This is a genomic window from Bacteroides sp. OF04-15BH, from assembly GCF_003477995.1.
Lineage (GTDB): Bacteria > Bacteroidota > Bacteroidia > Bacteroidales > Bacteroidaceae > Paraprevotella.
In genome coordinates, this window is sequence record NZ_QUEM01000005.1 from 123,767 (window position 1) to 149,151 (window position 25,385).

Here is a 25,385-nt window from a genome sequence, read left to right on the forward strand (position 1 = left end):
TTATATTTCTGCCTATTAAAGGCTGATCATAAAAAAACAAATGAATAAGACTCTTCCTTTTTATAATATTAAAATCAAAACTTCAAAAACTATGCCAACCACAAATAAAGAAAACGCCCTTTCCAGCCCGTCCATTGACGAGATACTGGATATGCTGCACGCCGGAAAATGGGTCAGTGCTGCGGCAGCCGACTCACCAGAGATCAGCGACATGCTGACCCGCTGTGCCGATGCCTGTTTCGACATCAACAATATGCGCCCCTCCCGCAAAGAGGAACGCCGGCAGGCTTTCCAGAAACTGCTCGGAAAGTTCGGTAAAGACAGTGTGATTCACAGTCCTTTCCGGTGCGACTTCGGATTTAATATCCGGATTGGAGATCATTTCGTCGGGAATTTCAATCTGAGCATTCTGGATGAAGCCGAAGTGACGATTGGAGACAACGTCATGATAGGTCCCAACTGCTCGTTGATTACCATAACCCATGCCTTGCAGGAAGACCAGCGCCAGGAAGGGCTGATGGCGGCACGCCCCATAAAAATCGGGAACCATGCTTGGATTGCCGCCAATGTAGTCATCCTGCCCGGTGTGGAGATCGGCGAAGGTGCTGTCATCGGTGCCGGAAGTGTGGTAACCAAATCCATCCCACCCCGAATGCTCGCAGTAGGTAATCCATGCCGCCCGATACGGCCGATAACCGACGAGGATAGAATCTGCTTGAAGTAAGTTACCGGTCAGAAATCCTTTCCTTTTGCTACCGGTTCGCCCGTTTCTACAAACACTGGCTTCTGGGTAAAGTACGCTTCTGGGAAAGAATCTGCATAACTATACACCAATAACGCGCATATATACTGCATATATGCGCGTTTTATACAAAAAATCATACGAAGTTCACTCAAATACAGTGCGCAAGTTATCCAAAAGTACCGTGGTGGTTTCACTCAATGACCGTGGTAACTCTTTCAAAACATCAGCACAACTTAAAAACAAAGTCCGAAAGCCTTGTTTTTCGCTTCATTTTTATCTCTTTCCATCAAAGAGAACTACAAGATTTTCCATTTCAAAAAAGTGATTATTAAAACATTGCCCTAAAAAACGAAGTCTGAGATTTAAGTTTTTCCAAGTCTCCGGACTTTTCCCTGTAAAAATGGAAAACTCATCAAGTTAGATTGTCAAAATGACAAAGTGGAAAAATATTATTCTTTTCCAAATGTTTTGCATAAATCTTATAAGGAATATAGCTATTTGAAGTTAAGCGATTTAGAAGAATTACCTTGTTTTGAGGTAATAATTTGACAACCGTCTCAATTGCTGTGGTCTGCTTTACTTTGCATATCGATAACTCTTATACTACAAATAATAATACGATTTTCAATGCCAAGCCAATATTACCAAATAAAATTTTGTACCTTTGTCACATTCAGACAAAACGGCATGTACGAACCGAATAAAAGAGGTATTAGATGCTAAGGGCATTAGTCAAACAGAATTGGCAAACAGGCTTGGAAAGACTTTCAATATGGTCAATCTATACGCAACGAACAAGGTACAACCTCCCCTTCCTGTTTTATATCAGATAGCAAACATTCTGAATATTGATTTAAGGGATTTACTTGTACCTAACCAAATTAAAGAAGACTATATAAATGGCGAAAAAAGAGATTAAAACAGACTTTTGGGTGTATGGGCTACTGCAAGAAGCAGGTTTAGATTTGACACCACAAGGTTGTGACATAAAAGAAGTTGACGAAGCGTTAAAAACGGCTTCAAAAGCGCAAACAGGAAACGTTGGCTATCCTGAATATTGTGGAATAGTAAAAGATTTTTTGCTTGTAATAGAAGATAAAGCAACACTTGAAAAGCATATCGTCAGAAATGATAAAAAATTAATAGCACAAGATGTTAAAAGTGTAAAAGACTATGCAGTCAATGGTGCTTTGTTCTATGGACTTCATTTAGCTGCACACACTTCTTTTCATAAAGTACTTGCATTTGGTATATCAGGTAATGAAAAAAGACATCGGATAACTCCTATTTTTATAAACGAACGTGGAGATTATCAGGAACTTTCTGATGTGGAAACCTTTATTTCGTTCAATGAAAACAATATAGACGAGTTTTATTTAAAAGAAATCCTGAAGGAAGAAACAGATGTAGAAAAGACAACAGCTGAAATACTCAAAGATGCAGAGAAACTACACAATGATTTGAGGAATTACGGAAATCTGACTACAGAACAAAAACCGTTGATTGTTTCTGGTATTATGTTGGCATTAAGAGAAATAGAATACAAAACATTTTCTATTGATTCTCTTATTGGAGATAACATAAAAACTGATGGACAAAAGATTTACGAAGCCATAAGAAGTAACTTGCAGCGAGCCAATGTAACACCCGATACAAAACGAGATAAACTATTGAGTCAATTTTCTGTTATAAAAGATACGCCAAAAATCAATGAAAAAAATGATACTTTAGGTAAGACACCATTAAGACATTACACAGAGTTTCTTTATAATAGTATCTATAAGAACATACGTTACCAAAACTCAGCAGAAGACTATTTAGGACGTTTCTATGGAGAATTTATGTCATATTCAGGTGGTGATGGGCAGACATTAGGTATTGTTCTTACTCCAAAACATATTACAGAATTGTTTTGCGAATTGATAGATTTGAAAGTTGATGACAAAGTCCTTGATCCTTGTTGTGGTACTGCAGGTTTCCTTATTGCTGCCATGCACAAGATGGTTAAACAAGCAGAAGATGAAGCTCAGAGAAGACATATAAAACGTGACCAGTTATTTGGTATTGAATTACAACCTTATATGTTCACTATAGCCACAACCAATATGATACTTCGAGGAGATGGTAAAAGTAATTTGCATAATTGGGATTTTTTAAAGCATAATCCAAGCCAATTACAATTGAAAGGATGTACTGTGGGTATGATGAACCCACCTTATTCACAAGGTTCAAAAAGTAATCCTGATTTATATGAAATCAGTTTTACGGAACATTTGCTTGAATCATTAGTTGAGGGGGCAAGAGCTGTTGTAATAGTCCCCCAATCTTCAGTAACGGGAAAGAGTAAAGAGGAACAAAATATCAAAAACAACATACTCAAACATCATACGTTGGAAGGTGTTATCACACTCAACAAAAATACGTTCTACGGTGTAGGAACAAACCCATGTATTGCTGTATTTACTGCTGGCATACCTCATGACAAAAATCATAAATGTAAATTCATTAATTTCGAGGATGACGGATTTGTTGTAAGCAAGCATATCGGACTGGAAGAAACTGCCAGTGCTAAAGATAAGCGACAACATTTGCTTGACGTGTGGTTTGGACGCGTAGAGGCTGAAACAAAATTCTGTGTGGAAACCACTATAGAGGCAGAGGATGAATGGTTGCATGCGTTCTACTATTTCAATGATGAAATCCCTACGGAGAAAGACTTTGAGAATACAATGGCTGATTATTTGACCTTTGAATTTAATATGATTACTCATGGTAGGGGATATTTGTTTGAAGATATAAAAGATGGAGAAAAAAATGAATAATCTTTCTTTAAATTCCCGGAGTTGGAATGCATTCTTTATAGAGGATGTCGCTGAAATACTTTCAGGACGAGATATTTATGAGAGGGAACGTTTAGATGGACTTATACCATATATTACAGCAACTGCAAATAATAATGGTATAGGATACTTTGTTGCAAATAGTAATGAAACGCTTGAAAGTAATTGTCTTTCGGTAAACAGAAATGGTTCTGTCGGTTATTGTTTTTACCATCCATATAAAGCTTTATATGGGAATGATACACGGAAGTTACGCCCTAAAAAGAATAATAAATACGTTTCATTATTTATATCTTTGTGTATTACAAAACAACGAGAAAAATATGGATATGGTTATAAAATGGGAACGGGACGTTTGAAAAGGCAACGAATATTACTTCCCATTGATGAAAATAACAATCCCGATTGGCAATTCATGGAAGATTATATGAAAGCCAAAGAACAACAAATCTTAAAACCAACAATAGAGAAAATATGCAAACACCTAATAATCAACGAAATAACGGGGGGGGTAATTTATCTCATGCCCATTGGAAAGCATTTTATTTCACAGAAGTATTCACGGAAATACAGCGAGGGAAACGGCTTAAAAAGGCCGATCACTCAGAGGGAAGAACTCCATACATATCGGCAACCGCTCTCAACAATGGTGTGGATGGATTTGTTGGAAACGAAAGCGGCGTAAGAAAATTCTCTAATTGTCTGACTGTAGCTAATAGCGGTAGTGTAGGGAGTGCATTCTTTCATCAATATGAATTTGTAGCAAGTGACCATGTTACTCAATTGAAAAGAGAAGGATTAGATAAATATGCTTATCTTTTTATGTTACCGCTTATAAATCGCTTATCGGAGAAATACAGTTTTAACAGAGAAATAAATGACAACAGAATAAAAAGAGAAAAGTTAATACTTCCTGCAACTCAAACCGGAGAAATAGACTTTACCTTTATGTCTTCCTTTATGAAGGAGATTGAACAAGACATCCTCAAAACTACTTTGAAAACCTTTAAGGATAGAATAAATGTTAACAAGTGCAAAATGGGGGGGGGGGGTAATTTGGAAACACTTCCTCATTCGTGACTTATTCCCCAGTCTTGTACCAGGCAAATCAAAAGGACTTAATCATATCGAAAAAATTGAAAACGGTATTAGTTATCTTGGAGCAACCAATCAGAACAATGGAGTGCTTTGCTTTGTTACAGCTAATAAAGATTTGGTACAAAAAGGAAATTGTATAGCTTTTATCCGAAACGGAGAAGGTTCTATGGGATATTCAGTTTATAAAGCAGAAGATTTTATAGCGACTTCAGATATGACATTGGGGTACAATGAGAATCTTAATAAATATGTTGGTACGTTTATCACTACTGTAGCAGACCGCATAAGGGGAAAATACAATTTTGGTTACAAGAGAAGTGCTACACGTTTAGCGAAAGAGGTTCTTACTCTTCCGGTGGATGAAAACGGCAATCCTTATTGGAAATATATGGAGAATTATATGCGACGTGTTGAAAACGAACAGATATTTAACTACTTCAAGACTTTAGGACTTACTTTATAAGCGAGACCAATAGGAGAATATTGAGTGGCGCAACTGTTTTGCGTACGGAAGAAAACAATTTACTAAATTGTTCCTTACCCCACTTTCCAATAAGTTTTCCTTCGATGTAAAGTACAAGTTTTGACTTGTCTTAAAGGTATACCTCGTTTCCATGTCCAATGAATTAAAAACTTAATTACTTAATCAAACTGCATCCCGAAACTTGTAGTCAATTTTCGGAATGCAGTTTCTTTTTGCTCTCCTCTACGGAGTAAATTTATAGTAAGCTGTCTTTCATCAGATGAACAGATTCAGATTTGCCTCTTCGGTACGCTCCAGATAAGTAGCCACACCGCCAAGAGTCACATCATCGAGCAGTTCTTCTTTCTTCACACCCATGACATCCATACTCATGGTGCAGGCAATAAACTCCACACCCTGCTCACGGGCCTGAGCAATGAGCGACTCCAGACTGTCAATCTTCTTTTTCTTCATTAGGAAACGCATCATCTTGCTGCCGATGCCCATCATGTTCATCTGCGACAGCTTCAGCGCCTTGCTGTCGGAAGGAAGCATCCACGAGAACATACGGCCCCAGATGTCTTTTTCCACTGCCGGTTTCTGACTCTTCTTGATGACGTTCAGTCCCCAGAAAGTGAAGAACATGGACACTTTCTTACCCGTAGAGGCGGCTCCGTTGGCAATGACAAACGATGCCAGTGCCTTGTCCAAATCATCGCTGAACACCACGATGGTCTTGTTCTCTGCCCCGCCCTGCTGTGCCGGAGCACAGGCTTTAGGCTGCTGCTTGCGCACCAATGCCTTGACTTGTCCGGCCTGCTTGTCGAGCGACACCAAATCGGCTCCGGTCATCTTGCACCACGACTTCACGTCCTTGGCAAAAGCCTGGTCGGTAGCGGTGATGCAAAGCATGGCATCGTTATCCAACTGCTCATAAGTACTCTTGAGCTTCATAATCGGACCGGGACACATCAGTCCGCAGGCATTGACTTCTACAATATTCTTCGTGCTGCAAGGCTCATCGCCGCAACAGCTGTCACAGGACGAGTCCGGCTGACCGACCGGCATGGTGGCCGCACTCCAGGTCTTGTAACCTCCGGAGAGATTCTTCACATGGGTAAAGCCGTGCTGCTTCAGAATCCGGTAGGCCAGATAACCGCGCAGACCGATGGCGCAGGTCACGACAATCAGACGGTCTTTCGGCAGTTCCGCCAGACGGCCGCGCAACTCATCCACGGGAATGTTCACAAAGCCCGGAATGGTGCCCAGCTCATACTCGGCTGGAGTGCGCACATCTATCTTCACCGCATCGGCCGGCAGAGAGGCCACATCGCTCCAAAGAATGGTTTCCACCCGTTTTTTCAGAATATTGTCGGCCACAAAGCCTGCCATGTTTACAGGATCTTTTGCAGAAGAATAAGGAGGGGCATAGGCATGCTCCAGCTCCATCAGATCGGCCACGGTTCCCTGATTCTGGATGACCTGTGCCAGCATCTCGATGCGCTTGTCCACTCCGTCGAAGCCCACAATCTGGGCACCCAACAGGCGACCGTTTTCGGGCGAGAAAAGAATCTTTACGGACATAGACACGGCACCGGGATAGTAACCGGCATGTGACTGCGAATGGGTGAACGAACTGAGATAAGGAATCTTTTCACGGTCGAGCAGTTTGGAGTTTGCTCCGGCTGCGGCCACCGTCAGATCGAACACCTGAGCAATGGAAGTTCCGATAGTACCGGAATAGACGGACACGTTGCCATACACGATATTGTCGGCCACAATGCGTCCCTGCTTGTTGGCCGGACCGGCCAGCGGAATCAGTGCCGGTTTGCCGGTCACTCCGTGAACCACCTCAACGGCATCGCCCAGCGCATAAATGTCCGGATCGGAAGTCTGCATATATTCGTTTACCGAGATTCCTCCCAGCGCACCGATAGCCAGTCCGCTATCCTTGGCCAACGTGGTTTCGGGACGCACGCCGATGCTGAGAATCACCATATCGGTTTCGATTTTCTGCTCGTCGGAAAGCACCACTTCCAGTGCACCGGAAGCAGAGGATGCAAAACGAGTTACGCCACGCTCCAGATGCAGGTGAATGCCCTGCTCCACCATGTGATGGTGCACGATGGAAGCCATGGAATAGTCTATCGGAGCCATCACCTGACGGCCCATCTCCACCACGTGCACTTCCAGTCCCTGGCGGTGCAGGTTCTCGGCCATCTCCAGACCGATGAATCCGCCACCTACGACTACGGCACGGCGCGGACGGTTGGCGGTAATATAGTTCTTGATGGCATCGGTATCGGGCACATTGCGCAATGTGAAGATGTTGGGCAGATTGATGCCCTCGAGGTTCGGACGGATCGGGGCCGCTCCGGGCGAAAGCACCAGTTTGTCATAGCTCTCGGTGTACTCGGCACCGGTTTCCAGATTCTTGATGCGCACGACTTTCTGATCGCGCAGAATCTCCACAGCTTCCTGACGCACACGGATGTCTATCGCAAAACGGTCCTGAAATCCTTTCACCGTCTGCACAAAAAGATGATCGCGCTCTGAAATCTCTCCACCTATATAATAAGGCAGACCACAATTGGCATACGACACATAGGCTCCACGCTCCAGCAGAATGATTTCCGCCTGCTCGTCCATTCTTCTCAATCGCGCGGCAACCGTAGCTCCACCGGCAACACCGCCAATAACTATATACTTCATTATTTCTTTTGTTATTTATTTCTATATAATATATTTCCTACTAAAAACTATTTGGGTAAAAAAAGGAGATTACTCCTTTTTCAGCACTTCATTCAGCTGCTGGAACAAACGCTCCAACTGAAGATCCTTGCTCTGCATGGCTTTCACCGTCTGCCAACCGGCTTCGGTAAGCGAAAAAATCATCTGGCGCTTGTCTTCCTTATTGATCTCACGCTCGATGAATCCCTTCTGCTCCACAGCCGTAATAACCTTAGACACACGAGAATTGGACAGACCGATGTATTCGCAGATGGCTCCCGCCGTACGGGGTTTTCCGTCCTTCATGCAACAAAGCAGCATCGCTTCGTTGATGGTCATGGAATGAGCCTCAGCAAAGTCCTTCTCAAACTGATAAAGAACCTTATACAAGTCTTTTATGACACAAATCGATTCCATAATTTCTGATTTTCTTGTCGCAAAGATAAGAACTTATTCTAAATAGAAAAAGTTTTTATTGGAAAATATTATTAGAAAACCACATTTTTAAGAGGATGCAGTTATTTTAAACAATCGACAACAGTTTGATCTCGAAAATCAGGGTCGATGCTCCGGGGATGGGACCACAGGCGCGGCGGCCGTATCCTTTCTCCTGGGGAATATACACAATCCACTTGTCGCCCACGTGCATCTGCTGCAAGGCAATCTGCCAGCCCTCGATGACATCTTTCAGACGGAACGCCTCGGGACAGGTTCGCTTCCAGGAGTTGTCGAACTCCTTGCCGCCCACCAGCACACCACGGTAGTGCACGGTAACCACACTGTTCAGATTAGGCGAAACGGTGCCTTCGCCGGTTTCCAACACACGATAAAGAACTCCTCCGGGCAGTTCGTGCACGCCCTCCTGCCCTCTTTTCTCTGCTAAAAAAGCCTCGTTACGGGCTTTGTATTCTGCTGCTTTTCCCATATTCCTTAATGCTGCATTTCTGAAAAAACTCTTTTCTGTAACTTCTCTTATCGGAATTACTCCATGCCGGCCTGTATCAGCCGCTCCTTAATCAGCGCCAGATGCGCAATGTATCCGCAAATCGTGACATTAACCTCACGATTCTTCAGCATGGAAATCAGTTGGCTGACCGTAAACCGCAGATTCTTGGTATGACTGGACTTATTGATCTGCAACTCGGCTGGCAAACGGTCCATGCGCTCTTCAAACCAGGCTATCAGTTCCTTGACTTCCGCTTTCGTAAAGTCGGGTTTAAAGGTATAGATATCTTCTTTCTTTTCCATAGACAAGTACTTTGTTTTGAAAACAACCGACCGGTTCTTCTCCGAACGGTTTTCATCTACAAAAATACGGTTTTTCAGGCAAACATCATGATTATTTCGCACCGAGTTATAAACAAAAAAAGAGCCGCACTTACTTTTGCAGTAATGCAGCTCTTATAAAAAGAGGAAGAAACCTCCAGATAATATCATGAATCAACAGGAATCGGAATTACTTTAACTGCGCCTTGTTAAACAAGACATCCTGACTGCCTTTGGTAACCATCAACTGTAAGCGTCCGTTTTTCAAAACAGCCTTACAGGTACCTGAGCCTAAATCAATATCACGTCCACCCTTGAAAGTCATCACGGCTGTATTTCCCTGAACAGACTGGACATGCAACTCATAAGTTTCCAGCAAAGACTGATAACCGCTGGGCTCTACCATATAAACACTCAAGAATCCATTACATTTTGAAGCCTCGTTAAACTCATTCAATGCCTGCTTCTTATCGACATTCAGAGTCAGCACAAAACGGGCATCGCCATAGGAATTTCTGCCGCTCCAATCCTTATTCCAGGCCTTATTGGTCTGAGCCAGGGCAAAAGACATTCCTGCTACAAGCAGAATAACCACACAAAGCAATCTCTGCAGATTAAAAACAAATAGCTTTTTCATAATCGTTCATTATTAAGTAAAACATAATCAAAAAAATATAAGCCATTCTCTGTCCACCGAAAAATCAGAAAGCTTTTTCAGTTCCACAAGGCACAAATATAAAAACAAAGACGATTATTCTTCGTTTTTCCATTAAAAAATTTTTAGAAAACAATATTGTTTTCCCGAAAACAAGAAAAGCAACTCTGAGGACTCCAAGTACCACCAGAGCTGCTTTTATCATTTATATACTTAAAAGCATCAATTATCCCAACACTTTTCGAGCACACTCGTATCCTTCCTGATAGAGGTCTTCCAGCTTTTTGATGTTCTTTTCTATGCGGTCAACCACAACCGGATTTTCGGGACGGATCACGATAATCTTGCCTTCTTCCTCCAAACGCTCTACCAATTCCAACTGTTCGTTATAGCAGGAACAACGGCGACTGAGCACCACACGCAAACGAGGATATTTCTTATAGATAAAATGAGGAATGCGCAAATCCTTTGTTTTTTTGCGGTAACCCTTGTTTCGGGTAAGCACCACCACGTTTTTCTCGTATCCCAGCGAACGGGCACGCTCCACGGGAATGGAATCGACAATACCCCCGTCGAGCATCGGAATGCCATCCACATAGGCTATCGGACAGACATAGGGAAGACTGCTCGAAGCACGGGCAATGGCAATCATGCGGTCCCAGTCCTTCTTCTCCGACAGATAGCAGGCCTTTCCCGTAAGACAATTGGTGGTGACCATTTCAAACTCTCCCGGATTGTTGCTATAGGCCTCAAAGTCATAAGGCACCAGGCGCTCGGGGAAATCCTGATACAGCAGTTTCTGATCCAGAATGCTGTGCTGGGTCCATAAATATTTCATACCGATGAACTGGTACTTTTCCATCATGTCAATATTACTGTATTTGGCCCGTCCGCGCTGCCCGCTCATATACGACAAACCGTTGCAGGCACCGGCAGAAACACCTACCGTATAGGGAAAAGTAATTCCCTGATCCAGAAAATAATCCAGCACGCCGCAAGTGAACACTCCGCGCATGCCTCCGCCTTCCAATACTAAACCTGTCTTGTCCATTTTTATTCTCTTTACCTTGTGTTTTACAAAAAAACAATTTATCCGGAAATTTTGCTGTTCAGACGTCAAATATAAAACGGTTTGACGACTTTTCCGGACATATTGTTTATAATAATATTTAATTTCATACAAAGATAGTGATTTTCAAAAATAAAATAACTAATTTTGCTTGATAAACCATTTATTAACCAATTTTGTTACAATTATGTTGTTTGACAAGCAAACGTACGTTGCCCGCAGAAATGACCTGAAGAAGAAGGTCGGCAACGGAATCATCCTGATTTTCGGTAACAATGATGCCCCATATAACTATCCGGCAAACGTTTATAAATTCAGACAGGACAGCTGTTTCCTGTACTACTTCGGACAGCACCGCGACGGACTGGCCGGTATCATTGATATTGACAATAACCGTGAATATCTGATCGGTAACGACATCGATATTGAGGACATCGTGTGGTATGGCTCGGTAAACAGTGTGCGCGACATGGCCGATGAGTGTGGTGTGGAATTTACCGCTCCGATGAGCGACCTGCAGAAACTGGTGGATCAGGCCAAGGCCAAAGGACAGAAGATCCACTTCCTGCCTCCTTACCGCCACGACATCCAGATTCAGATTATGGACCTGCTGGGCATTCATCCTTCACGCCAGCGCGAAGAAGCATCCCTGTCACTCATCAAGGCTGTAATCGACCAGAGAGCGGTGAAGTCGGATGCGGAAATCGCAGAAATCGAACGTGCCTGTGCCATCGGTTATGAGATGCACACCACTGCCATGAAGCTCTGCCGTCCGGGAATCACCGAACAGGAAATCGCCGGTACCATCAGCGGTATCGCCGCTTCAAAGGGTTGCATGGTGAGCTTCCCATCCATCTTGTCTATGCACGGCGAAATTCTGCACGGCTATCCTTATCCACGTCCTTTGGAAGAAGGCCGTCTGATGCTTTGCGATGCCGGAGCGGAAACCAACGAAAACTATTGTTCGGACCATACTCGTACCACCCCTATCAGCGGTAAGTTCACCCAGAAGCAGCGCGACATCTACGATATCGTAGTGGAATGTCACGATCACGCGATTCAGGTGGCCAAACCGGGAGTGAAGTGGCTGGATGTTCATTTGAGCATCGCAACCATCATGACCGAACGCCTCAAGGCTCTGGGATTGATGAAAGGTAATGTAGACGAGGCCGTAGCCAACGGAGCACATGCCTTGTTCATGCCTCACGGACTGGGACACATGATGGGTATGGATGTGCACGATATGGAAGGTCTCGGACAGCAGTATGTAGGTTATGACGACGAGGTGCGCCCATCTTCTCAGTTCGGACTGGCCAGCCTGCGCTGCGGACGACGCTTGCAGAAGGGTTGGGTTATGACCGACGAACCGGGTATCTATTTCATTCCGGATCTGATTGACGACTGGAAGAGCAAGGGTATCAACAAAGACTTCATCAACTTTGAGGTTTTGGAAAGCTATAAGGACTTTGGCGGTATCCGCATTGAGGACGACCTGCTGATTACCGAAGACGGTTGCCGCTTCCTGGGCAAGGACCGCATTCCTTATCACGCAGCCGATGTGGAGGAATATCTGGCCAAGAACAGAGGCTAATCCTCCTGAAGATATAGAATCAGAGTTTATCAATAAATACATTAATTAATCACTATCAAATCTTTAAATGAAAAAGCAGATTTTACTTTTTGCATTGGCCATCTGCTCTGTAGGAGCATTTGCGCAGGACAAGAATGACAACAAGGAAGAGAAGAAGGATGAGGGTTTTGTATTTACTACCGTAAAGGAGAACCCGATCACTTCTATCAAGAATCAGAACCAGAGCGGAACTTGCTGGTGCTTCAGCTCACTGGCATTCTTCGAGTCTGAGTTGCTCCGTATGGGTAAGGGCGAGCAGGATCTTTGCGAGATGTTCGTGGTACACAAGACTATGGAAGACCGCGCAAAGCAGGCAGTACGCACTCACGGTGACGTATCTTACTCTCAGGGAGGTAGCTTCTACGATGTAATGTATTGCATGGACAACTACGGTATCGTTCCTCAGGAAGCTATGCCACAGCCGGGAACTCTCTACGGCGACACCCTGCCTAACCACAACGAGGTTGACCTGGTGGCAAGTGCATTTGTAAAAGCATTGGCAAAGAGCAACATGAGAAAGCTGTCTCCGGTATGGACAAAGGCTTTCAGCGCTATCTACGACGCTTATCTGGGCGAATGTCCTGAGAAGTTCACTTACAAAGGCAAGGAATACACTCCGAAGAGCTACATGGAGAGCCTGGGTCTGAACATGGACGACTACATCTCACTGACTTCATTCACTCATCACCCATTCTACAAGCCGTTCGTAATCGAGGTACAGGACAACTGGCGCTGGGCTCAGTCATACAACCTGCCGATTGACGAGTTGATGGAAGTATTCGACAACGCTCTGAACAACGGTTACACAATTGCCTGGGGTTCTGACGTGAGCGAAGGCGGATTCACTCGCGACGGTGTGGCTGTAATGCCGAACATCAAGGCTGAGGACCTGACTGGTTCTGATGCTGCACGTTGGTTGGGTCTGACTCCTTCTCAGCGTTACAACGAGGCTATCAACAAGCCTGCTCCTGAAATGAAGATCACTCAGGAAATGCGTCAGGAGGCTTATGACAACTGGGAGACTACCGATGACCACGGTATGCAGATCTACGGTATCGCCAAGGATCAGACCGGTAAGGAGTACTACATGGTGAAGAACTCTTGGGGTAACGCCGGTAAGTACAATGGTGTATGGTACGCTTCTAAGGCATTCGTTGCTTACAAGACTATGAACATCGTGGTACACAAGAACGCTGTTCCTAAAGCTATTTTGAAGAAACTCGGTTTGAAATAATTCATTCCGCATCCAACGGATACGCCAACAACGGCGTATCCGTTTTTTATTTCCCGCAAAAGCTCCCATCGGTTCATTATTAAAAAGAAATACGAACTGCAAAAAAAACATACCAACACTCCCGGTTCTTGTTTTTTTTTGCTATTTTTACAGATTAAAATGGCATGCCCGTTTTTTACGGGAATACCACCTTGGAGACGAAAAAAGAAAAAACAATATATAATGAACTACGAATGGAAATTCAAATCACAAACACCCGAGGAAGAGGAAGAAGCCAGACTTCTGGCTAAGGAACTGGGTATCCATCCGGTATTGGGTAAATTGCTCATTCAGAGAAAAATCTATACCGCCAAGGATGCCCGGAAATTTTTCCGGCCTCAGCTTACCGGTCTGCACAATCCGTTTCTGATGAACGATATGGAAGTGGCCGTGAAAAGACTGAACAAGGCTCTCGGAGAGAAAGAACGCATCATGGTATATGGCGACTATGATGTAGACGGATGCACAGCTGTGGCACTGGTCTATAAGTTTCTGCAACAGTTCTACTCCAATATTGATTACTACATCCCCGACCGGTATGACGAAGGATATGGAGTATCCATCAAGGGAGTGGACTATGCGCACAGCACCGGTGTGAAACTGATTATTGTACTGGACTGCGGCATCAAGGCTGTTGAAGAAATTGCCTATGCCAAAGAAAAGGGCATTGACTTCATCATCTGCGACCATCACGTGCCGGATGAGATTCTGCCCCCGGCACTGGCCATTCTGAATCCGAAACGCACGGACTCCACTTATCCTTACCAGCATCTTTCGGGATGCGGCGTAGGCTTCAAGTTCATGCAGGCCTTTGCCTTGAGCAACGGCATCGAATTCAGCCAACTGATTCCCTTGCTGGATCTCTGTGCCGTGAGCATCGCATCGGACATCGTACCCATCATGGGCGAAAACCGAATTCTGGCTTACCACGGACTGAAACAACTGAACTCTAATCCGAGCATCGGTCTGAAAGCGATTATCGACATTTGCGGACTGGCGGAAAAGGAACTGATGATGACCGACATCATCTTCAAAATCGGTCCGCGCATCAATGCTTCGGGAAGAATGCAGAATGGAAAAGAGGCCGTGGAACTGCTCGTGGAAAAGGATTACAAGGCTGCTCTGGAAAAGGCAAACCAGATAAACCAGTATAACGAGCAACGCAAGGATCTGGACAAGTCGATGACCGAAGAGGCCAATCAGATTGTGGAGAATCTGCAGGACAAGAACGAGAAAAAGGCCATCGTGATTTATAACGAGGAATGGCATAAGGGAGTGATCGGCATCGTGGCATCACGCCTCACGGAAATCTACTATCGCCCGTCGGTGGTGCTGACCCGTACGGATGGTCTGGCCACAGGCTCGGCACGCTCGGTTTCGGGCTTCGATGTGTATAAGGCCATTGAAAGCTGCCGTGACTTGCTGGAGAACTTCGGCGGTCATACATACGCCGCCGGCCTTTCGATGAAGGTAGAGCACGTGGAGGAGTTCAGCCGCCGCTTTGAGCATTATGTGGAGCAGCACATTGAACCCGAACAGACCCACGCCATCCTGGATATCGACGGAGTGCTCGACTTCCGCGAAATCACACACAAGTTCCATCACAACCTGAAAAAGTTCAATCCCTTCGGACCGGATAATCCCAAACCGATATTCAGCACCTTCCATGTGTATGATTATGGCACCAGCAAGGTGGTGGGACGCGAACAGGAGCATATCAAACTGGAACTGGTGGACAACAAAAGCAATAACGTGATGAACGGCATCGCCTTCGGACAGAGCTCGCAGGCACGATACATCAAGACCAAACGCTCTTTCGACATCTGCTACACCATCGAAGAGAATACGCACAAGCGGGGAGAAGTCCAGCTGCAGATAGAGGATATACGCCCTACCGGAATGGACTGACCGGAAACGCACCTTAAGATTCTATGACAGAAGACAAATATCACATTATACTGAAACAATACTGGGGCTATGATGATTTCCGCGGCATTCAGCAGGAAATCATCCATAGCATCGGTAGCGGAAAAGATACCTTGGGACTGATGCCTACCGGAGGCGGAAAATCCATCGCCTTTCAGGTACCGGCACTGGCTCAGGAGGGTATCTGCATTGTGATCACCCCTCTCATCGCTCTGATGAAGGACCAGGTGGAGAACCTGAAGAAAAGGGGAATCAAAGCTGCTGCCATCTACTCCGGACTGACGCATAATGAGATATTGGTCACTTTGGAAAATTGTATTTTCGGCGACTACAAGTTTCTGTATGTTTCGCCCGAACGCCTCTCTTCCGAACTGTTTCTTACCAAACTGAAACGGATGCGGGTAAGCTTCATCACTGTGGACGAAGCGCACTGCATCTCGCAGTGGGGGTATGATTTCCGTCCTTCGTACATCCGGATAGCCGACCTGCGGAAAGTCGTTCCGCAAGCTCCGGTGCTGGCTCTGACAGCCACGGCTACTCCCGAGGTGGTGAAGGACATTCAGGACAAACTGCTGTTCCGGCAGGAACATGTCTTCAAAATGAGCTTTGCACGGAAGAACCTGGCTTATGTGGTGCGCCACACGGAAGACAAGGAAAGCGAACTGCTGCACATCATCAACAGCATCCCGGGTACCGTCATTGTGTACTGCCGAAGCCGAAAGGAGTGCAGGGATCTGGCTGCACAACTGGAAGAAAGAGGACTTACGGCAACCTTCTACCATGCCGGACTGAGCAACTGTGAGAAGGATGAACGCCAAAGGCTGTGGCAAACGGACCAGTGCCGCGTTATGGTGGCCACCAATGCTTTTGGCATGGGTATTGACAAGCCGGATGTACGTCTGGTGGTGCACATGGATGTACCGGATTCGCCCGAGGCTTATTTTCAGGAAGCCGGACGCGCCGGACGCGATGGCAGAAAGGCTTATGCCGTACTACTTTACAATGCCAGCGACAAGACCAAACTGATGAAACGCATACCGGACACCTTCCCCGACCGCGAATTCATCAAGGAAATCTACGAACACATCTGTTATTATTATCAGATGGCTATGGGTGACGGCCTGAATGTGACCCGCGAATTCAATCTAAACGAGTTCTGCCGTAATTTCAAGCATTTCCCCGTTCCCACAGACAGTGCCCTGAGAATCCTCACAAGGGCCGGATATCTGGAATATATCGACGAACAGGAAAACGACTCCCGACTGATATTTCTGGTGCGCCGCGATGAACTTTATCATGTGGACGGACTGGAACCGGAATATGAATCCCTGCTTCAGGCGGTGCTGCGCAGCTATGGCGGAGTGTTCAGTGACTATATCACCATTGACGAAACACTTTTGGGCAAACAAACCGGTCTGAGTCGGGATATGGTGTACCGGGGACTGATAGCCTTGGGAAAAAGAAGGATCATCAGCTACATCCCCTATAAGAAGACTCCCTATATCCGTTTTGCACAAAAGAGGGTGGAAACCGAGCGCATTGTCATTTCCAGAGAAATTTACGAAAACCGGAAAGAAAAATATGAAGCACGCATACAGGCCATGATCGACTATGCCACCCGCGATGACTTGTGCCGCAGCCGGATGTTGCTGGCCTATTTCGGCGAAACGAGCGAAGAGAATTGTCTGGCGTGTGATGTCTGCCTGAAAAAGAACAGTGCCGGAATCAGTCAGGGACTGGCAGAAAACGTAGAAAAGAGAATCACCGCTCTGCTGCGCGAACAAAAGGAAGTCCCCGTTCACGACATAGATTTTCCGGGTATCAGCCGCGAAACTGTAGGACAGGTTCTGCATCAAATGGTGCAGGAAGAGAAGCTTCTTCTGGACGACGGCATGATTTCCTTATCCCCCAATCAGGACATAGAAGAAACTACTAACTGAAAACGCTTATGAGAATCTTTCTGATTTTATGCGGATGCCTGGCCGTGGTATTAGGTATTTTGGGAATCTTTCTTCCCCTGTTGCCCACCACTCCATTTCTTCTGCTGGCAGCAGCTTGCTTTTTCCGTAGCTCTCCCCGGCTATACAACTGGCTGATCAGCCACAAGCGCATGGGACCCTATATCCGCAATTTCAGAGAGCACCGGGCCATCCCCCTGAAAGCAAAAGTCATCTCTGTGAGCATGGTGTGGATCACCATGCTTATCGCTGCCTTTGGTGTCGTGCCGCACCTTTGGATTCGTGTCGCCTTACTGCTGCTGGCGGCCGGCATCTCTTGGCACATACTCTCCTATAAGACTCTGAAATAGACAAACAGCTCTACCTATTATTATATAGGGAGTTCATGCAACTGAGTTGCAAAAAAACAGATCCTGTTGTATGCTCCGGATTTTTATCGTACTTTTGCAAAAGTAAAAATCCAGAAATGCATCAGTCTATATTCCATAAATTATGCCTCCGTATTGCCCTATGGGCCGTTGTGGTATTCTCATTGGCAGGATACCATCACCATGAGGCTACCCATATCTGTCTGGGATGGGAACACCTGATGCTGCACAATCACTGCCAGAAAGGAATTAATTGCCTGCCGACAGACACTAGTGCGCAGGACACTCCCTGCCACTGCCACTCAGGAAAAATTCTGGGATTGGAAAAAAACAGCAGACAATCCATACAACAGCCGGATGCTCATCCGGTAAAATTCATTTGCTGCACTCCAAGCGAATATCCGTTCTTTATTCAGGAGTATCACAGCAATCGCTATCCTTCCGGAAACAGTCCCCGTGGACCTTGTCCGGAGTTTTTCTCATCACATGGCCTCAGGGCCCCTCCCGTTTTTGTATTTTAAGTTTATCCGTTCTGTCTGACGGCTGCCCCCTGCATGGCCGACAGCAGAGTCTTCGTATGCCCCTACCAAGCATACAGAAGCATCATCTGTAAGTTTACCGACTTTAAAACAAGAATCTTAAAATACTATATATGAAGAATTTGCATAAAAACTTTTTGCGTCTGGCATTCCTGCTGGCCGCCGGAACGACATTGAGTTGTTCGCACAATCATGCTGCCGAAGAAGAAAAACACGAAGAACATGAGCATGAAGGAGTAATTATTCTGGATCCGCATCAGGCCGAAAAGATCGGTCTGCAAACCGAAACCGTTACCAAAAGAAGTTTCAGTCCCGCCATCAAAGTAGGCGGAAAGATTCTGGCTGCCAACGGCAATGAGAAGACAGTCGCCGCAACAACCAGCGGACTGGTTACTTATAGCGGAAACCTGTATGAGGGCAATGCCGTAAGAGCCGGACAGACGCTTTTCAGCATATCCTCCAAAGGAGTGGAAAACGGTGACCCGATTGAAAAGGCTCGTCTGGACCTGGCCAATGCGGAAAGCGAACTGAAGCGTGCCGAAGAGCTGGTGCAGAAGCAGATTATCAGCCAAAAGGAGTTTGAACAGATCAAACTGCGCCGTGACGTGGCCCGCGAAAATCTATCAGGAATGGGAAAGAAAAAGAACGGCAGCGGAATGAGCGTAGCCGCCAATCAGAGCGGATTCATCAAACAGATTCTGGTGCGCCCGGGAGATTATGTTACCGTAGGACAGCCGCTGGCCATCATCACCCAGAACCAGAAGCTGCAAATCCGCGCCGAAGTCAGCGAGCGGCATTATGCCTTCTTGAATCAGGTGCGCAGCGCCAACTTCCGTACCGAAGCTTCACAGCAGACCATGTGTCTGGACAGTATCGGCGGACGCCTGCTGTCTTCGGGCAAGAGCATGCCGGAAGGTACTTTCTATGTTCCGGTTATCTTTGAATGCAATAACGTAGGCAACATCCTGCCCGGAAGTTTTGCGGAAATCTGGCTTTTGGGCAATGAACAGCGTGAAGCGCTGACCGTTCCTCTCACCGCACTGACCGAAGAGCAGGGAGTATTCTTTGTCTATGTACAGAAGGACAAAGAACACTACGAGAAGAGAGAAGTGAAAACCGGAGGACAGGACGGAGTGCGCGTTGAAATCCTGAAAGGTATCCAGGCCAATGAAAAAGTCGTGACTCAGGGAGCCATCCACGTGAAACTGGCTTCACAGAGCGGAACCATTCCAGAAGGTCACAATCATAATCACTAATCCATTTACTAACCTTGACAGAAACAAACTATGCTGAATAAAATCATTCAAACAGCACTGCACAACCGTCTGGCGGTTCTGATTGTCGGAGTGTTGGTTGTGCTGAGCGGCATTTTTGTCGTTCAGAAAATGGAAGTGGACGTCTTTCCAGATCTGAATGCGCCCACCGTAGTTGTGATGACCGAAGCCGGGGGTATGGCTCCTGAAGAAGTAGAGAAGTTGGTTACCTTTCCGGTTGAAACAGCCGTAAACGGAGCAACCGGTGTGCGCCGCGTACGTTCGCAGAGTACCACGGGTTTCTCCATTGTTTGGGTAGAATTTGACTGGGATACCGAAATCTATCGTGCCCGTCAAATTGTTTCCGAGAAACTGGCAGTATTAGGCGATCAGTTGCCCGAAGGTGTCAGCGAACCGGTATTGGGTCCGCAATCTTCCATCCTGGGAGAAATGATGATCATCGGTCTTACCGCCGATTCCACATCACTTGAGGATTTGCGCACCTTTGCCGACTGGACCATCCGTCCGCGTCTGCTTTCTACCGGAGGTGTGGCACAGGTTGCAGTCATCGGAGGCGATGCCAAAGAATACCAGATTCTGCTTCAGCCGGAAAAGATGAAACACTATGGAATCACTTTGTCCGAAGTCATGGAGCAACTGGAGAACGTAAACACCAATGTCAGTGGCGGCATTCATTATGAATATGGAAATGAATATATCGTGCGCGGTGTGGTACAGACGAACCGTACCGAGGAACTGGCGCAGACCGTGATTAAAAACATCAACGGCTCTCCAATCCTGTTGCAGGACATTGCCGAGCTGAAGATTGGTGCCAAATCTCCTAAAACAGGTATGGCTTCTAACCGGGCCACTCCGGCAGTACTGGTTACCGTAACCAAACAGCCGAATGTCAGCACCCTGGAACTGACTGACCAATTGGATCGTTCTCTGGAAAATCTGAAAAAAGAACTTCCTGCCGACGTGCACATGGACAGTCAGATTTTCCGTCAGAGCTCTTTCATCAACAATTCCATTGGAAATATCCAGCGCTCTCTGATTGAAGGAGCCATCTTCGTCGTCATCGTGCTCTTTATCTTCCTGATGAATGCACGTACCACCATCATTTCTCTGGTAACCATCCCGATATCTCTGCTCATCACAATTCTGGTGATGCATCTGCTGGGACTGACTATCAATACGATGAGTATCGGAGGTATGGCCATTGCCATCGGTTCGCTGGTGGACGATGCCATTGTGGATGTAGAGAATGTGTTCCGCCATCTGCGCGAAAACCGTATGCTGCCTCCAGAGGAGCGCAAACCGATCAAACAGATTGTATTCGAAGCTTCAAAAGAGGTGCGTATACCGATCTTGAACAGTACCCTGATTATTGTAGCCAGCTTCCTGCCTCTGTTCTTCCTGAGCGGCATGGAGGGACGTATGCTGGTACCACTGGGTATCTCTTTTGTAATCTCTCTGTTTGCCAGCACCGCCGTAGCACTGACACTTACTCCAGTGCTCTGCAGTTATCTGTTGAACGACAAGAACAAGAAACTGAACGAAAAAGAAAACAAGGAGCCTTGGGTGGTGCAAAAACTGAAGAGCGGCTATCACCGTGCTTTGGAGCAGGCTATCCGACACAAGAATTGGGTACTGGGATGCACCGGTGCCTGTCTGATTGTAGCCATTGCCCTGTTCTTTACCTTGGGACGCAGCTTCCTGCCGGCCTTTAACGAGGGATCACTCACCATCAACGTAAGCACTCTTCCGGGTATCTCTCTGGAAGAAAGTAACCGTATCGGACTGCAAGCGGAAAAACTGTTGCTTACCGTTCCAGAAATCAAGAATGTGGCCCGCAAGACCGGACGCGCCGAGTTGGACGAACATGCTCTGGGTGTCAATACCTCGGAAATCGAGGCTCCGTTTGAACTGAAAGACCGAAGCAAGTCGGAGTTCTTGGAAGAAGTCCGCCATAAATTGGGTGAACTCTCCGGAGTGAATATCGAAATCGGACAACCGATCTCACATCGTATCGACGCCATGCTCAGCGGTACGCAATCAAACATTGCCATCAAACTGTTCGGTACAGACCTGAACACGATGTTCCGCCTCGGTAACCAGATTAAAGAGGAGATTGCCGGTGTGGAAGGAGTCGTCGACCTGAATGTGGAACAGCAGATCGAACGTCCGCAATTGCAGATTCTGCCGAAACGCGAAATGCTGGCCCGCTATGGAGTGTCTCCTGCTGAGTTTGCCCGTAGCATTGAGGTTTTGCTCAATGGTGTGGTCGTATCACAGGTTTATGAAGGCAACAAGGCTTTCGACCTGACCGTAAAGGCCGGAGAAAGCAGTCGCCACACCATCGACAACATCCGTGACCTGGTATTGGACACTCCAAACGGAAAGGTACCCTTGGAAGCTTTGGCCGAAGTTCGTTCTGCTTCCGGTCCGAATACCATCAACCGCGAAAATGTGGCCCGAAAGATTGTCGTGTCTGCCAACGTAGCCGACCGCGACCTGCACAGTGTGGTTTCGGACATTCAGAAGACCATCGACGAGAAGATCACGCTGCCCGAAGGATACCACATTGAATACGGCGGTCAGTTTGAAAGCGAACAGGCGGCCAGCCGCATCCTGGGTATTACTTCTTTGCTGTCCATCCTGATCATCTTCATGCTGCTGTATAACCAGTTCCATCACGTCAAACAGTCGGCTGTGGTACTGATTAACTTGCCGCTAGCTCTGATTGGTGGTATTGTGGCGGTAAAATGTACGGATGGCATCATCAGCATTCCAGCCATTATCGGATTCATCTCTCTGTTCGGTATCGCAACACGTAACGGTATCCTGCTGATTGACCGCTATAATGAACTGCGTCACGAAGGACTTTCCCTGCATGAAAGCATTTTGAAAGGATCGCTCGACCGTTTGAACCCTATTCTGATGACGGCACTGACTTCTGCACTGGCCCTGATTCCGCTGGTGATCGGAAGCGACCTGCCGGGAAATGAAATCCAAAGTCCGATGGCCAAGGTGATGCTCGGCGGTCTGCTCAGCAGTACCTTGCTGAACGCATTCGTGATCCCGGTAGTTTATCTGCTGATTTCCAAAAACGAAAAGAAACAATAAGACATTTAGTTATGATCACATTATATATCTCTTATAAGAATGTGCTGCGTACCCTGATCTCCGGCTGTCTGCTCTGTTCGGGAATGGCTTACGGACAGAACAGCTCGGACGAGGTTCTGAATCTGATAGAACAGAACAACACGCAGATCATAGCCGCACAGAAGACTCTGTCGGCCACCGTAATGGACAACAAGACTGGACTGAACCTGAAAAATCCGGAAGTGGAGTTCGAACATAAATGGAACACACACAATCCGGGCGAGAAAGGAAAGGAAGTCAGCGTGACTCAGGAACTGGAATGGAGCGTCATCAGCGGACAGAAAAAACAGCTGGCACGTACTAAAAACGAACTGGCAGAAATCAGCTTCCGCCAAACGCGCAATGCCGTTCTGCTGGAAGCGCAGAAAAAGCTGATTGAGATTTCTTTCTGCAACCGAATGATTCAGGAGCTGAACACACAACTGACCGACGCGGATTCTTTGGTAAGCATTTATGAGACTCTGCTCCGCAACGGAAGCGGAAATGTGCTGGACGTGAACCGAAGCAAACTGAACCGTGCGGCTATCGCTACCGAAATCCGGAATACAAACGCTCAAAAGGAAGTACTTCTCCAGGACTTATACGGACTGAACGGAGGAAACACCGTCAGTCTGTCACCGGAATGGAGTCTGTCCCCTTTGGCTCTGCCCGAAAATTTCGACAGCTGGTTTCAGCAGATGGAAGCATCGGTTCCTGAGCTGAACTATTATCAGAAAGATCTGGAACTGAAAAAGAAAAGCGTGCGAGCAACCAAAAGCGAAATGATTCCTTCGTTGTCTGTAGGCTACACCGGCGAATTTACAGAAACAGAGCGGATGCAGGGCTTTGCCATCGGCATGAGCATCCCTCTGTGGGAAAACAAAAACAAGGTAAAGAAGAGTAAGCTCGATGTAGAGGCAGCACAAAGCACAGTTTCGGATGCACGACAGAGAGTCTACAACAATCTGAAAGCGCAGTATGTGCAGTCTGTTGAATTGAAAAAGTCTCTCCAGATGCAACAGGAAGCTTTAGACAACCTGAACACCATACCGCTCATGAAAGAAGCTCTTCTGAAAGGAGAAATCAATCTGATGGATTATCTGAACGAGATGACCCGTTATTATGATTTCCGGAAGAATCTGCTTCAGACGGAAAAAGATTATCAGACTGCTCTGGCAGACTTGCATGCATTTGAACTCTAAACAAAATCTGGGCTAACAGATTGGCAACATAAAGAAGGAGTGCCTGATTCTGCTTCCTCATCAGGAAAGCAGATGTCAGGCACTCCTTCTTTTTATCTCTTTTTACTCTTCAACGTCCTCCGATCCGATCGGCAAAAATGACTGATTCTTTTACTTAAACAGGAAAGGCAAAGTATATTTTATTTCCTGATAGGCTCCATATTCCAGACCGGGAGTCCATCGTATCTCTTTGCTCATCCGGTCCATCACGCCATGAACCTGCTGCAACTGTGCTTTCGTATAACCTTCCGATGAGCGAACGTACTCTATATTTCTCATCTTGCCGTCGGTTCCTATTGTATAGGTATAAATAACAGAACCCTTCGGCATATTGAAATCAAAAGAAGAATACATAAACTTTTTCAACGCCTCAGGACCACCGGGAAACTGGGGATTCTCAACAGGATCAACATAAATTACTTCAGAATCCAGTTTCTTCTGGTATGCCTTTTCATCTGCTTCATGCTTTTCCCATTTAGCCTTGTCAAAGACTAAGGTCAGCTTGCAAGCAGATGCGGTAGGCTCTCCGTCCTTCCAGGCTGGAAGAACAGGTGGAAATTCCTTCAAGACGCGTTGTACTTCCGCATCAAAGGCTTCTCCTCCACTGCCGGTGATACGGACATCCGCAAATTTTCCTTCTGGAGAAATCGTAGCCTCACATTGCACCACCTTATGAGTATCTGCTACTCCCTGAGGCCATTGTACCTTATCCAAGAACAGGTAATGAAACTTACGAGAAAACTCAACCTGATAATCATAACGGGCTGTATCCAACAATACCACATGGCTCTTAGCATTATTCCCGGCCATTATCTGGCAAGACAGAAAAGGAAGGCAAAGCCCCAATACTAAAGCTAAAAAGATTCTTTTCTTCATATTCGCTCCTCCTGATTAGATTAAATGAATTGTTTTTCCGGTAACAGATTGCTTCGTATGGTTTATATAAGGAGAACCTGTGCTCTAGAATTCATAAATTTTTCTCTAAAAAACAAGTTTTTCCAGAATGAATCTTTTACCCCCTATTTTTAACTTTATATAACTTTTTCTTTTATCTCATTCAATATTAGATGGAGCAAATGAAATAAAGCTACGGAATAAAAGAAACATGAGAAAGAAGTTCGCAATAAGAATATAGAGAGCAAAAATTGGAAGAAAGAGGTAGATACAAAAAAGAATCCCTCCGG

The 25,385-nt window shown here is 46.0% G+C and carries 22 protein-coding genes; 15 read left to right on the forward strand and 7 right to left on the reverse strand.

Features of this window, described 5'->3' with window-relative positions; translation table 11 throughout:
• Positions 1-91: 91 nt before the first annotated feature.
• The 6 genes from DXA74_RS03755 (at position 92) to DXA74_RS16200 (ending at position 5,146) form a co-directional block, all read left to right on the forward strand.
• Positions 92-724, forward strand: a complete 633-nt coding sequence (locus tag DXA74_RS03755; protein WP_233550452.1) for a sugar O-acetyltransferase — start codon at positions 92-94, stop codon at positions 722-724.
• 685 nt (positions 725-1,409) lie between these two features.
• Positions 1,410-1,664: a helix-turn-helix domain-containing protein gene (locus DXA74_RS03760; RefSeq protein ID WP_118525494.1), complete on the forward strand. Its 255-nt coding sequence runs from the start codon at positions 1,410-1,412 to the stop codon at positions 1,662-1,664.
• Positions 1,645-3,567 carry a class I SAM-dependent DNA methyltransferase gene (locus tag DXA74_RS03765; protein ID WP_118525495.1) on the forward strand — a complete coding sequence of 641 codons (1,923 nt, stop codon included), beginning with the start codon at positions 1,645-1,647 and terminating at the stop codon, positions 3,565-3,567. Before DXA74_RS03760 ends, DXA74_RS03765 begins: the two co-directional genes overlap by 20 nt.
• Positions 3,548-4,270, forward strand: coding sequence for a restriction endonuclease subunit S (locus DXA74_RS16425; protein WP_199666074.1), 723 nt, complete (start codon positions 3,548-3,550; stop codon positions 4,268-4,270). The genes DXA74_RS03765 and DXA74_RS16425 overlap by 20 nt, the downstream gene beginning before the upstream one ends.
• Positions 4,153-4,665, forward strand: coding sequence for a restriction endonuclease subunit S (locus DXA74_RS03775; protein WP_233550455.1), 513 nt, complete (start codon positions 4,153-4,155; stop codon positions 4,663-4,665). The genes DXA74_RS16425 and DXA74_RS03775 overlap by 118 nt, the downstream gene beginning before the upstream one ends.
• Positions 4,607-5,146 (forward strand): restriction endonuclease subunit S, encoded by a 540-nt coding sequence (locus DXA74_RS16200; RefSeq protein WP_147401025.1) that lies wholly within the window; start codon positions 4,607-4,609, stop codon positions 5,144-5,146. The genes DXA74_RS03775 and DXA74_RS16200 overlap by 59 nt, the downstream gene beginning before the upstream one ends.
• A gap of 276 nt (positions 5,147-5,422) precedes the next feature.
• On the opposite strand, the gene DXA74_RS03785 is transcribed toward DXA74_RS16200, so the two are convergent.
• From DXA74_RS03785 to DXA74_RS03810, 6 genes are all read right to left on the reverse strand, one after another.
• Positions 5,423-7,858: an FAD-dependent oxidoreductase gene (locus DXA74_RS03785; RefSeq protein WP_118525498.1), complete on the reverse strand. Its 2,436-nt coding sequence runs from the start codon at positions 7,856-7,858 to the stop codon at positions 5,423-5,425.
• A gap of 69 nt (positions 7,859-7,927) precedes the next feature.
• A complete protein-coding gene (locus DXA74_RS03790) occupies positions 7,928-8,293 on the reverse strand; it encodes a MarR family winged helix-turn-helix transcriptional regulator (protein WP_118525499.1) in 366 nt (121 codons plus the stop codon).
• Between the two features lie 106 nt (positions 8,294-8,399).
• Positions 8,400-8,801 (reverse strand): FKBP-type peptidyl-prolyl cis-trans isomerase, encoded by a 402-nt coding sequence (locus DXA74_RS03795; protein ID WP_118525500.1) that lies wholly within the window; start codon positions 8,799-8,801, stop codon positions 8,400-8,402.
• 56 nt (positions 8,802-8,857) lie between these two features.
• Positions 8,858-9,124, reverse strand: a complete 267-nt coding sequence (locus DXA74_RS03800; protein WP_118525517.1) for a hypothetical protein — start codon at positions 9,122-9,124, stop codon at positions 8,858-8,860.
• A 208-nt stretch (positions 9,125-9,332) separates the two neighbouring features.
• Entirely contained in the window at positions 9,333-9,779 is a 447-nt protein-coding gene (locus DXA74_RS03805) for a hypothetical protein (protein WP_147401026.1), read from the reverse strand.
• Positions 9,780-10,023: 244 nt separating this feature from the next.
• Positions 10,024-10,848 carry a patatin family protein gene (locus DXA74_RS03810; protein ID WP_370448483.1) on the reverse strand — a complete coding sequence of 275 codons (825 nt, stop codon included), beginning with the start codon at positions 10,846-10,848 and terminating at the stop codon, positions 10,024-10,026.
• Between the two features lie 205 nt (positions 10,849-11,053).
• Here DXA74_RS03810 and DXA74_RS03815 point away from each other — a divergent pair, with 205 nt between their 5' ends.
• The 9 genes from DXA74_RS03815 (at position 11,054) to DXA74_RS03850 (ending at position 24,162) form a co-directional block, all read left to right on the forward strand.
• Entirely contained in the window at positions 11,054-12,457 is a 1,404-nt protein-coding gene (locus DXA74_RS03815; protein WP_118525502.1) for an aminopeptidase P family protein, read from the forward strand.
• Positions 12,458-12,524: 67 nt separating this feature from the next.
• Complete coding sequence (locus tag DXA74_RS03820; RefSeq protein WP_118525503.1) at positions 12,525-13,730, forward strand: aminopeptidase C; 1,206 nt, start codon at positions 12,525-12,527, stop codon at positions 13,728-13,730.
• 222 nt (positions 13,731-13,952) lie between these two features.
• The gene (recJ, locus tag DXA74_RS03825; protein WP_118525504.1) at positions 13,953-15,677 is read left to right on the forward strand and encodes a single-stranded-DNA-specific exonuclease RecJ; all 1,725 of its coding nucleotides are present in this window, start codon (positions 13,953-13,955) and stop codon (positions 15,675-15,677) included.
• A 23-nt stretch (positions 15,678-15,700) separates the two neighbouring features.
• Positions 15,701-17,635, forward strand: a complete 1,935-nt coding sequence (locus DXA74_RS03830; protein ID WP_118525505.1) for an ATP-dependent DNA helicase RecQ — start codon at positions 15,701-15,703, stop codon at positions 17,633-17,635.
• Between the two features lie 8 nt (positions 17,636-17,643).
• A complete protein-coding gene (locus tag DXA74_RS03835) occupies positions 17,644-18,003 on the forward strand; it encodes a YbaN family protein (protein WP_118525506.1) in 360 nt (119 codons plus the stop codon).
• Positions 18,004-18,119: 116 nt separating this feature from the next.
• A complete protein-coding gene (locus DXA74_RS16205; RefSeq protein WP_147401027.1) occupies positions 18,120-18,542 on the forward strand; it encodes a hypothetical protein in 423 nt (140 codons plus the stop codon).
• A 131-nt stretch (positions 18,543-18,673) separates the two neighbouring features.
• Positions 18,674-19,816 carry an efflux RND transporter periplasmic adaptor subunit gene (locus tag DXA74_RS03840; protein ID WP_118525507.1) on the forward strand — a complete coding sequence of 381 codons (1,143 nt, stop codon included), beginning with the start codon at positions 18,674-18,676 and terminating at the stop codon, positions 19,814-19,816.
• A gap of 30 nt (positions 19,817-19,846) precedes the next feature.
• Positions 19,847-22,942 (forward strand): efflux RND transporter permease subunit, encoded by a 3,096-nt coding sequence (locus tag DXA74_RS03845; protein ID WP_118525508.1) that lies wholly within the window; start codon positions 19,847-19,849, stop codon positions 22,940-22,942.
• A gap of 11 nt (positions 22,943-22,953) precedes the next feature.
• On the forward strand, positions 22,954-24,162 hold the full coding sequence (locus tag DXA74_RS03850) for a TolC family protein (protein WP_118525509.1): 1,209 nt from the start codon (positions 22,954-22,956) through the stop codon (positions 24,160-24,162).
• Positions 24,163-24,312: 150 nt separating this feature from the next.
• Here DXA74_RS03850 and DXA74_RS03855 read toward each other — a convergent pair whose 3' ends face one another.
• A complete protein-coding gene (locus tag DXA74_RS03855) occupies positions 24,313-25,077 on the reverse strand; it encodes an energy transducer TonB (RefSeq protein WP_118525510.1) in 765 nt (254 codons plus the stop codon).
• Positions 25,078-25,385: the final 308 nt, after the last annotated feature.

Coding starts and splice junctions, on each gene's coding strand:
- DXA74_RS16425 (WP_199666074.1), top strand. CDS start 3,548: ATGGAGAAAAAAATGAATAATCTTTCTTTAAATTCCCGGAGTTGGAAT.
- DXA74_RS03790 (WP_118525499.1), bottom strand. CDS start 8,293: ATGGAATCGATTTGTGTCATAAAAGACTTGTATAAGGTTCTTTATCAG.
- DXA74_RS03835 (WP_118525506.1), top strand. CDS start 17,644: ATGAGAATCTTTCTGATTTTATGCGGATGCCTGGCCGTGGTATTAGGT.
- DXA74_RS16205 (WP_147401027.1), top strand. CDS start 18,120: ATGCATCAGTCTATATTCCATAAATTATGCCTCCGTATTGCCCTATGG.
- DXA74_RS03805 (WP_147401026.1), bottom strand. CDS start 9,779: ATGAAAAAGCTATTTGTTTTTAATCTGCAGAGATTGCTTTGTGTGGTT.
- DXA74_RS03765 (WP_118525495.1), top strand. CDS start 1,645: ATGGCGAAAAAAGAGATTAAAACAGACTTTTGGGTGTATGGGCTACTG.
- DXA74_RS16200 (WP_147401025.1), top strand. CDS start 4,607: ATGTTAACAAGTGCAAAATGGGGGGGGGGGGTAATTTGGAAACACTTC.
- DXA74_RS03855 (WP_118525510.1), bottom strand. CDS start 25,077: ATGAAGAAAAGAATCTTTTTAGCTTTAGTATTGGGGCTTTGCCTTCCT.
- recJ (WP_118525504.1), top strand. CDS start 13,953: ATGAACTACGAATGGAAATTCAAATCACAAACACCCGAGGAAGAGGAA.
- DXA74_RS03800 (WP_118525517.1), bottom strand. CDS start 9,124: ATGGAAAAGAAAGAAGATATCTATACCTTTAAACCCGACTTTACGAAA.
- DXA74_RS03820 (WP_118525503.1), top strand. CDS start 12,525: ATGAAAAAGCAGATTTTACTTTTTGCATTGGCCATCTGCTCTGTAGGA.
- DXA74_RS03840 (WP_118525507.1), top strand. CDS start 18,674: ATGAAGAATTTGCATAAAAACTTTTTGCGTCTGGCATTCCTGCTGGCC.
- DXA74_RS03850 (WP_118525509.1), top strand. CDS start 22,954: ATGATCACATTATATATCTCTTATAAGAATGTGCTGCGTACCCTGATC.
- DXA74_RS03815 (WP_118525502.1), top strand. CDS start 11,054: ATGTTGTTTGACAAGCAAACGTACGTTGCCCGCAGAAATGACCTGAAG.
- DXA74_RS03795 (WP_118525500.1), bottom strand. CDS start 8,801: ATGGGAAAAGCAGCAGAATACAAAGCCCGTAACGAGGCTTTTTTAGCA.
- DXA74_RS03830 (WP_118525505.1), top strand. CDS start 15,701: ATGACAGAAGACAAATATCACATTATACTGAAACAATACTGGGGCTAT.
- DXA74_RS03785 (WP_118525498.1), bottom strand. CDS start 7,858: ATGAAGTATATAGTTATTGGCGGTGTTGCCGGTGGAGCTACGGTTGCC.
- DXA74_RS03810 (WP_370448483.1), bottom strand. CDS start 10,848: ATGGACAAGACAGGTTTAGTATTGGAAGGCGGAGGCATGCGCGGAGTG.
- DXA74_RS03845 (WP_118525508.1), top strand. CDS start 19,847: ATGCTGAATAAAATCATTCAAACAGCACTGCACAACCGTCTGGCGGTT.
- DXA74_RS03755 (WP_233550452.1), top strand. CDS start 92: ATGCCAACCACAAATAAAGAAAACGCCCTTTCCAGCCCGTCCATTGAC.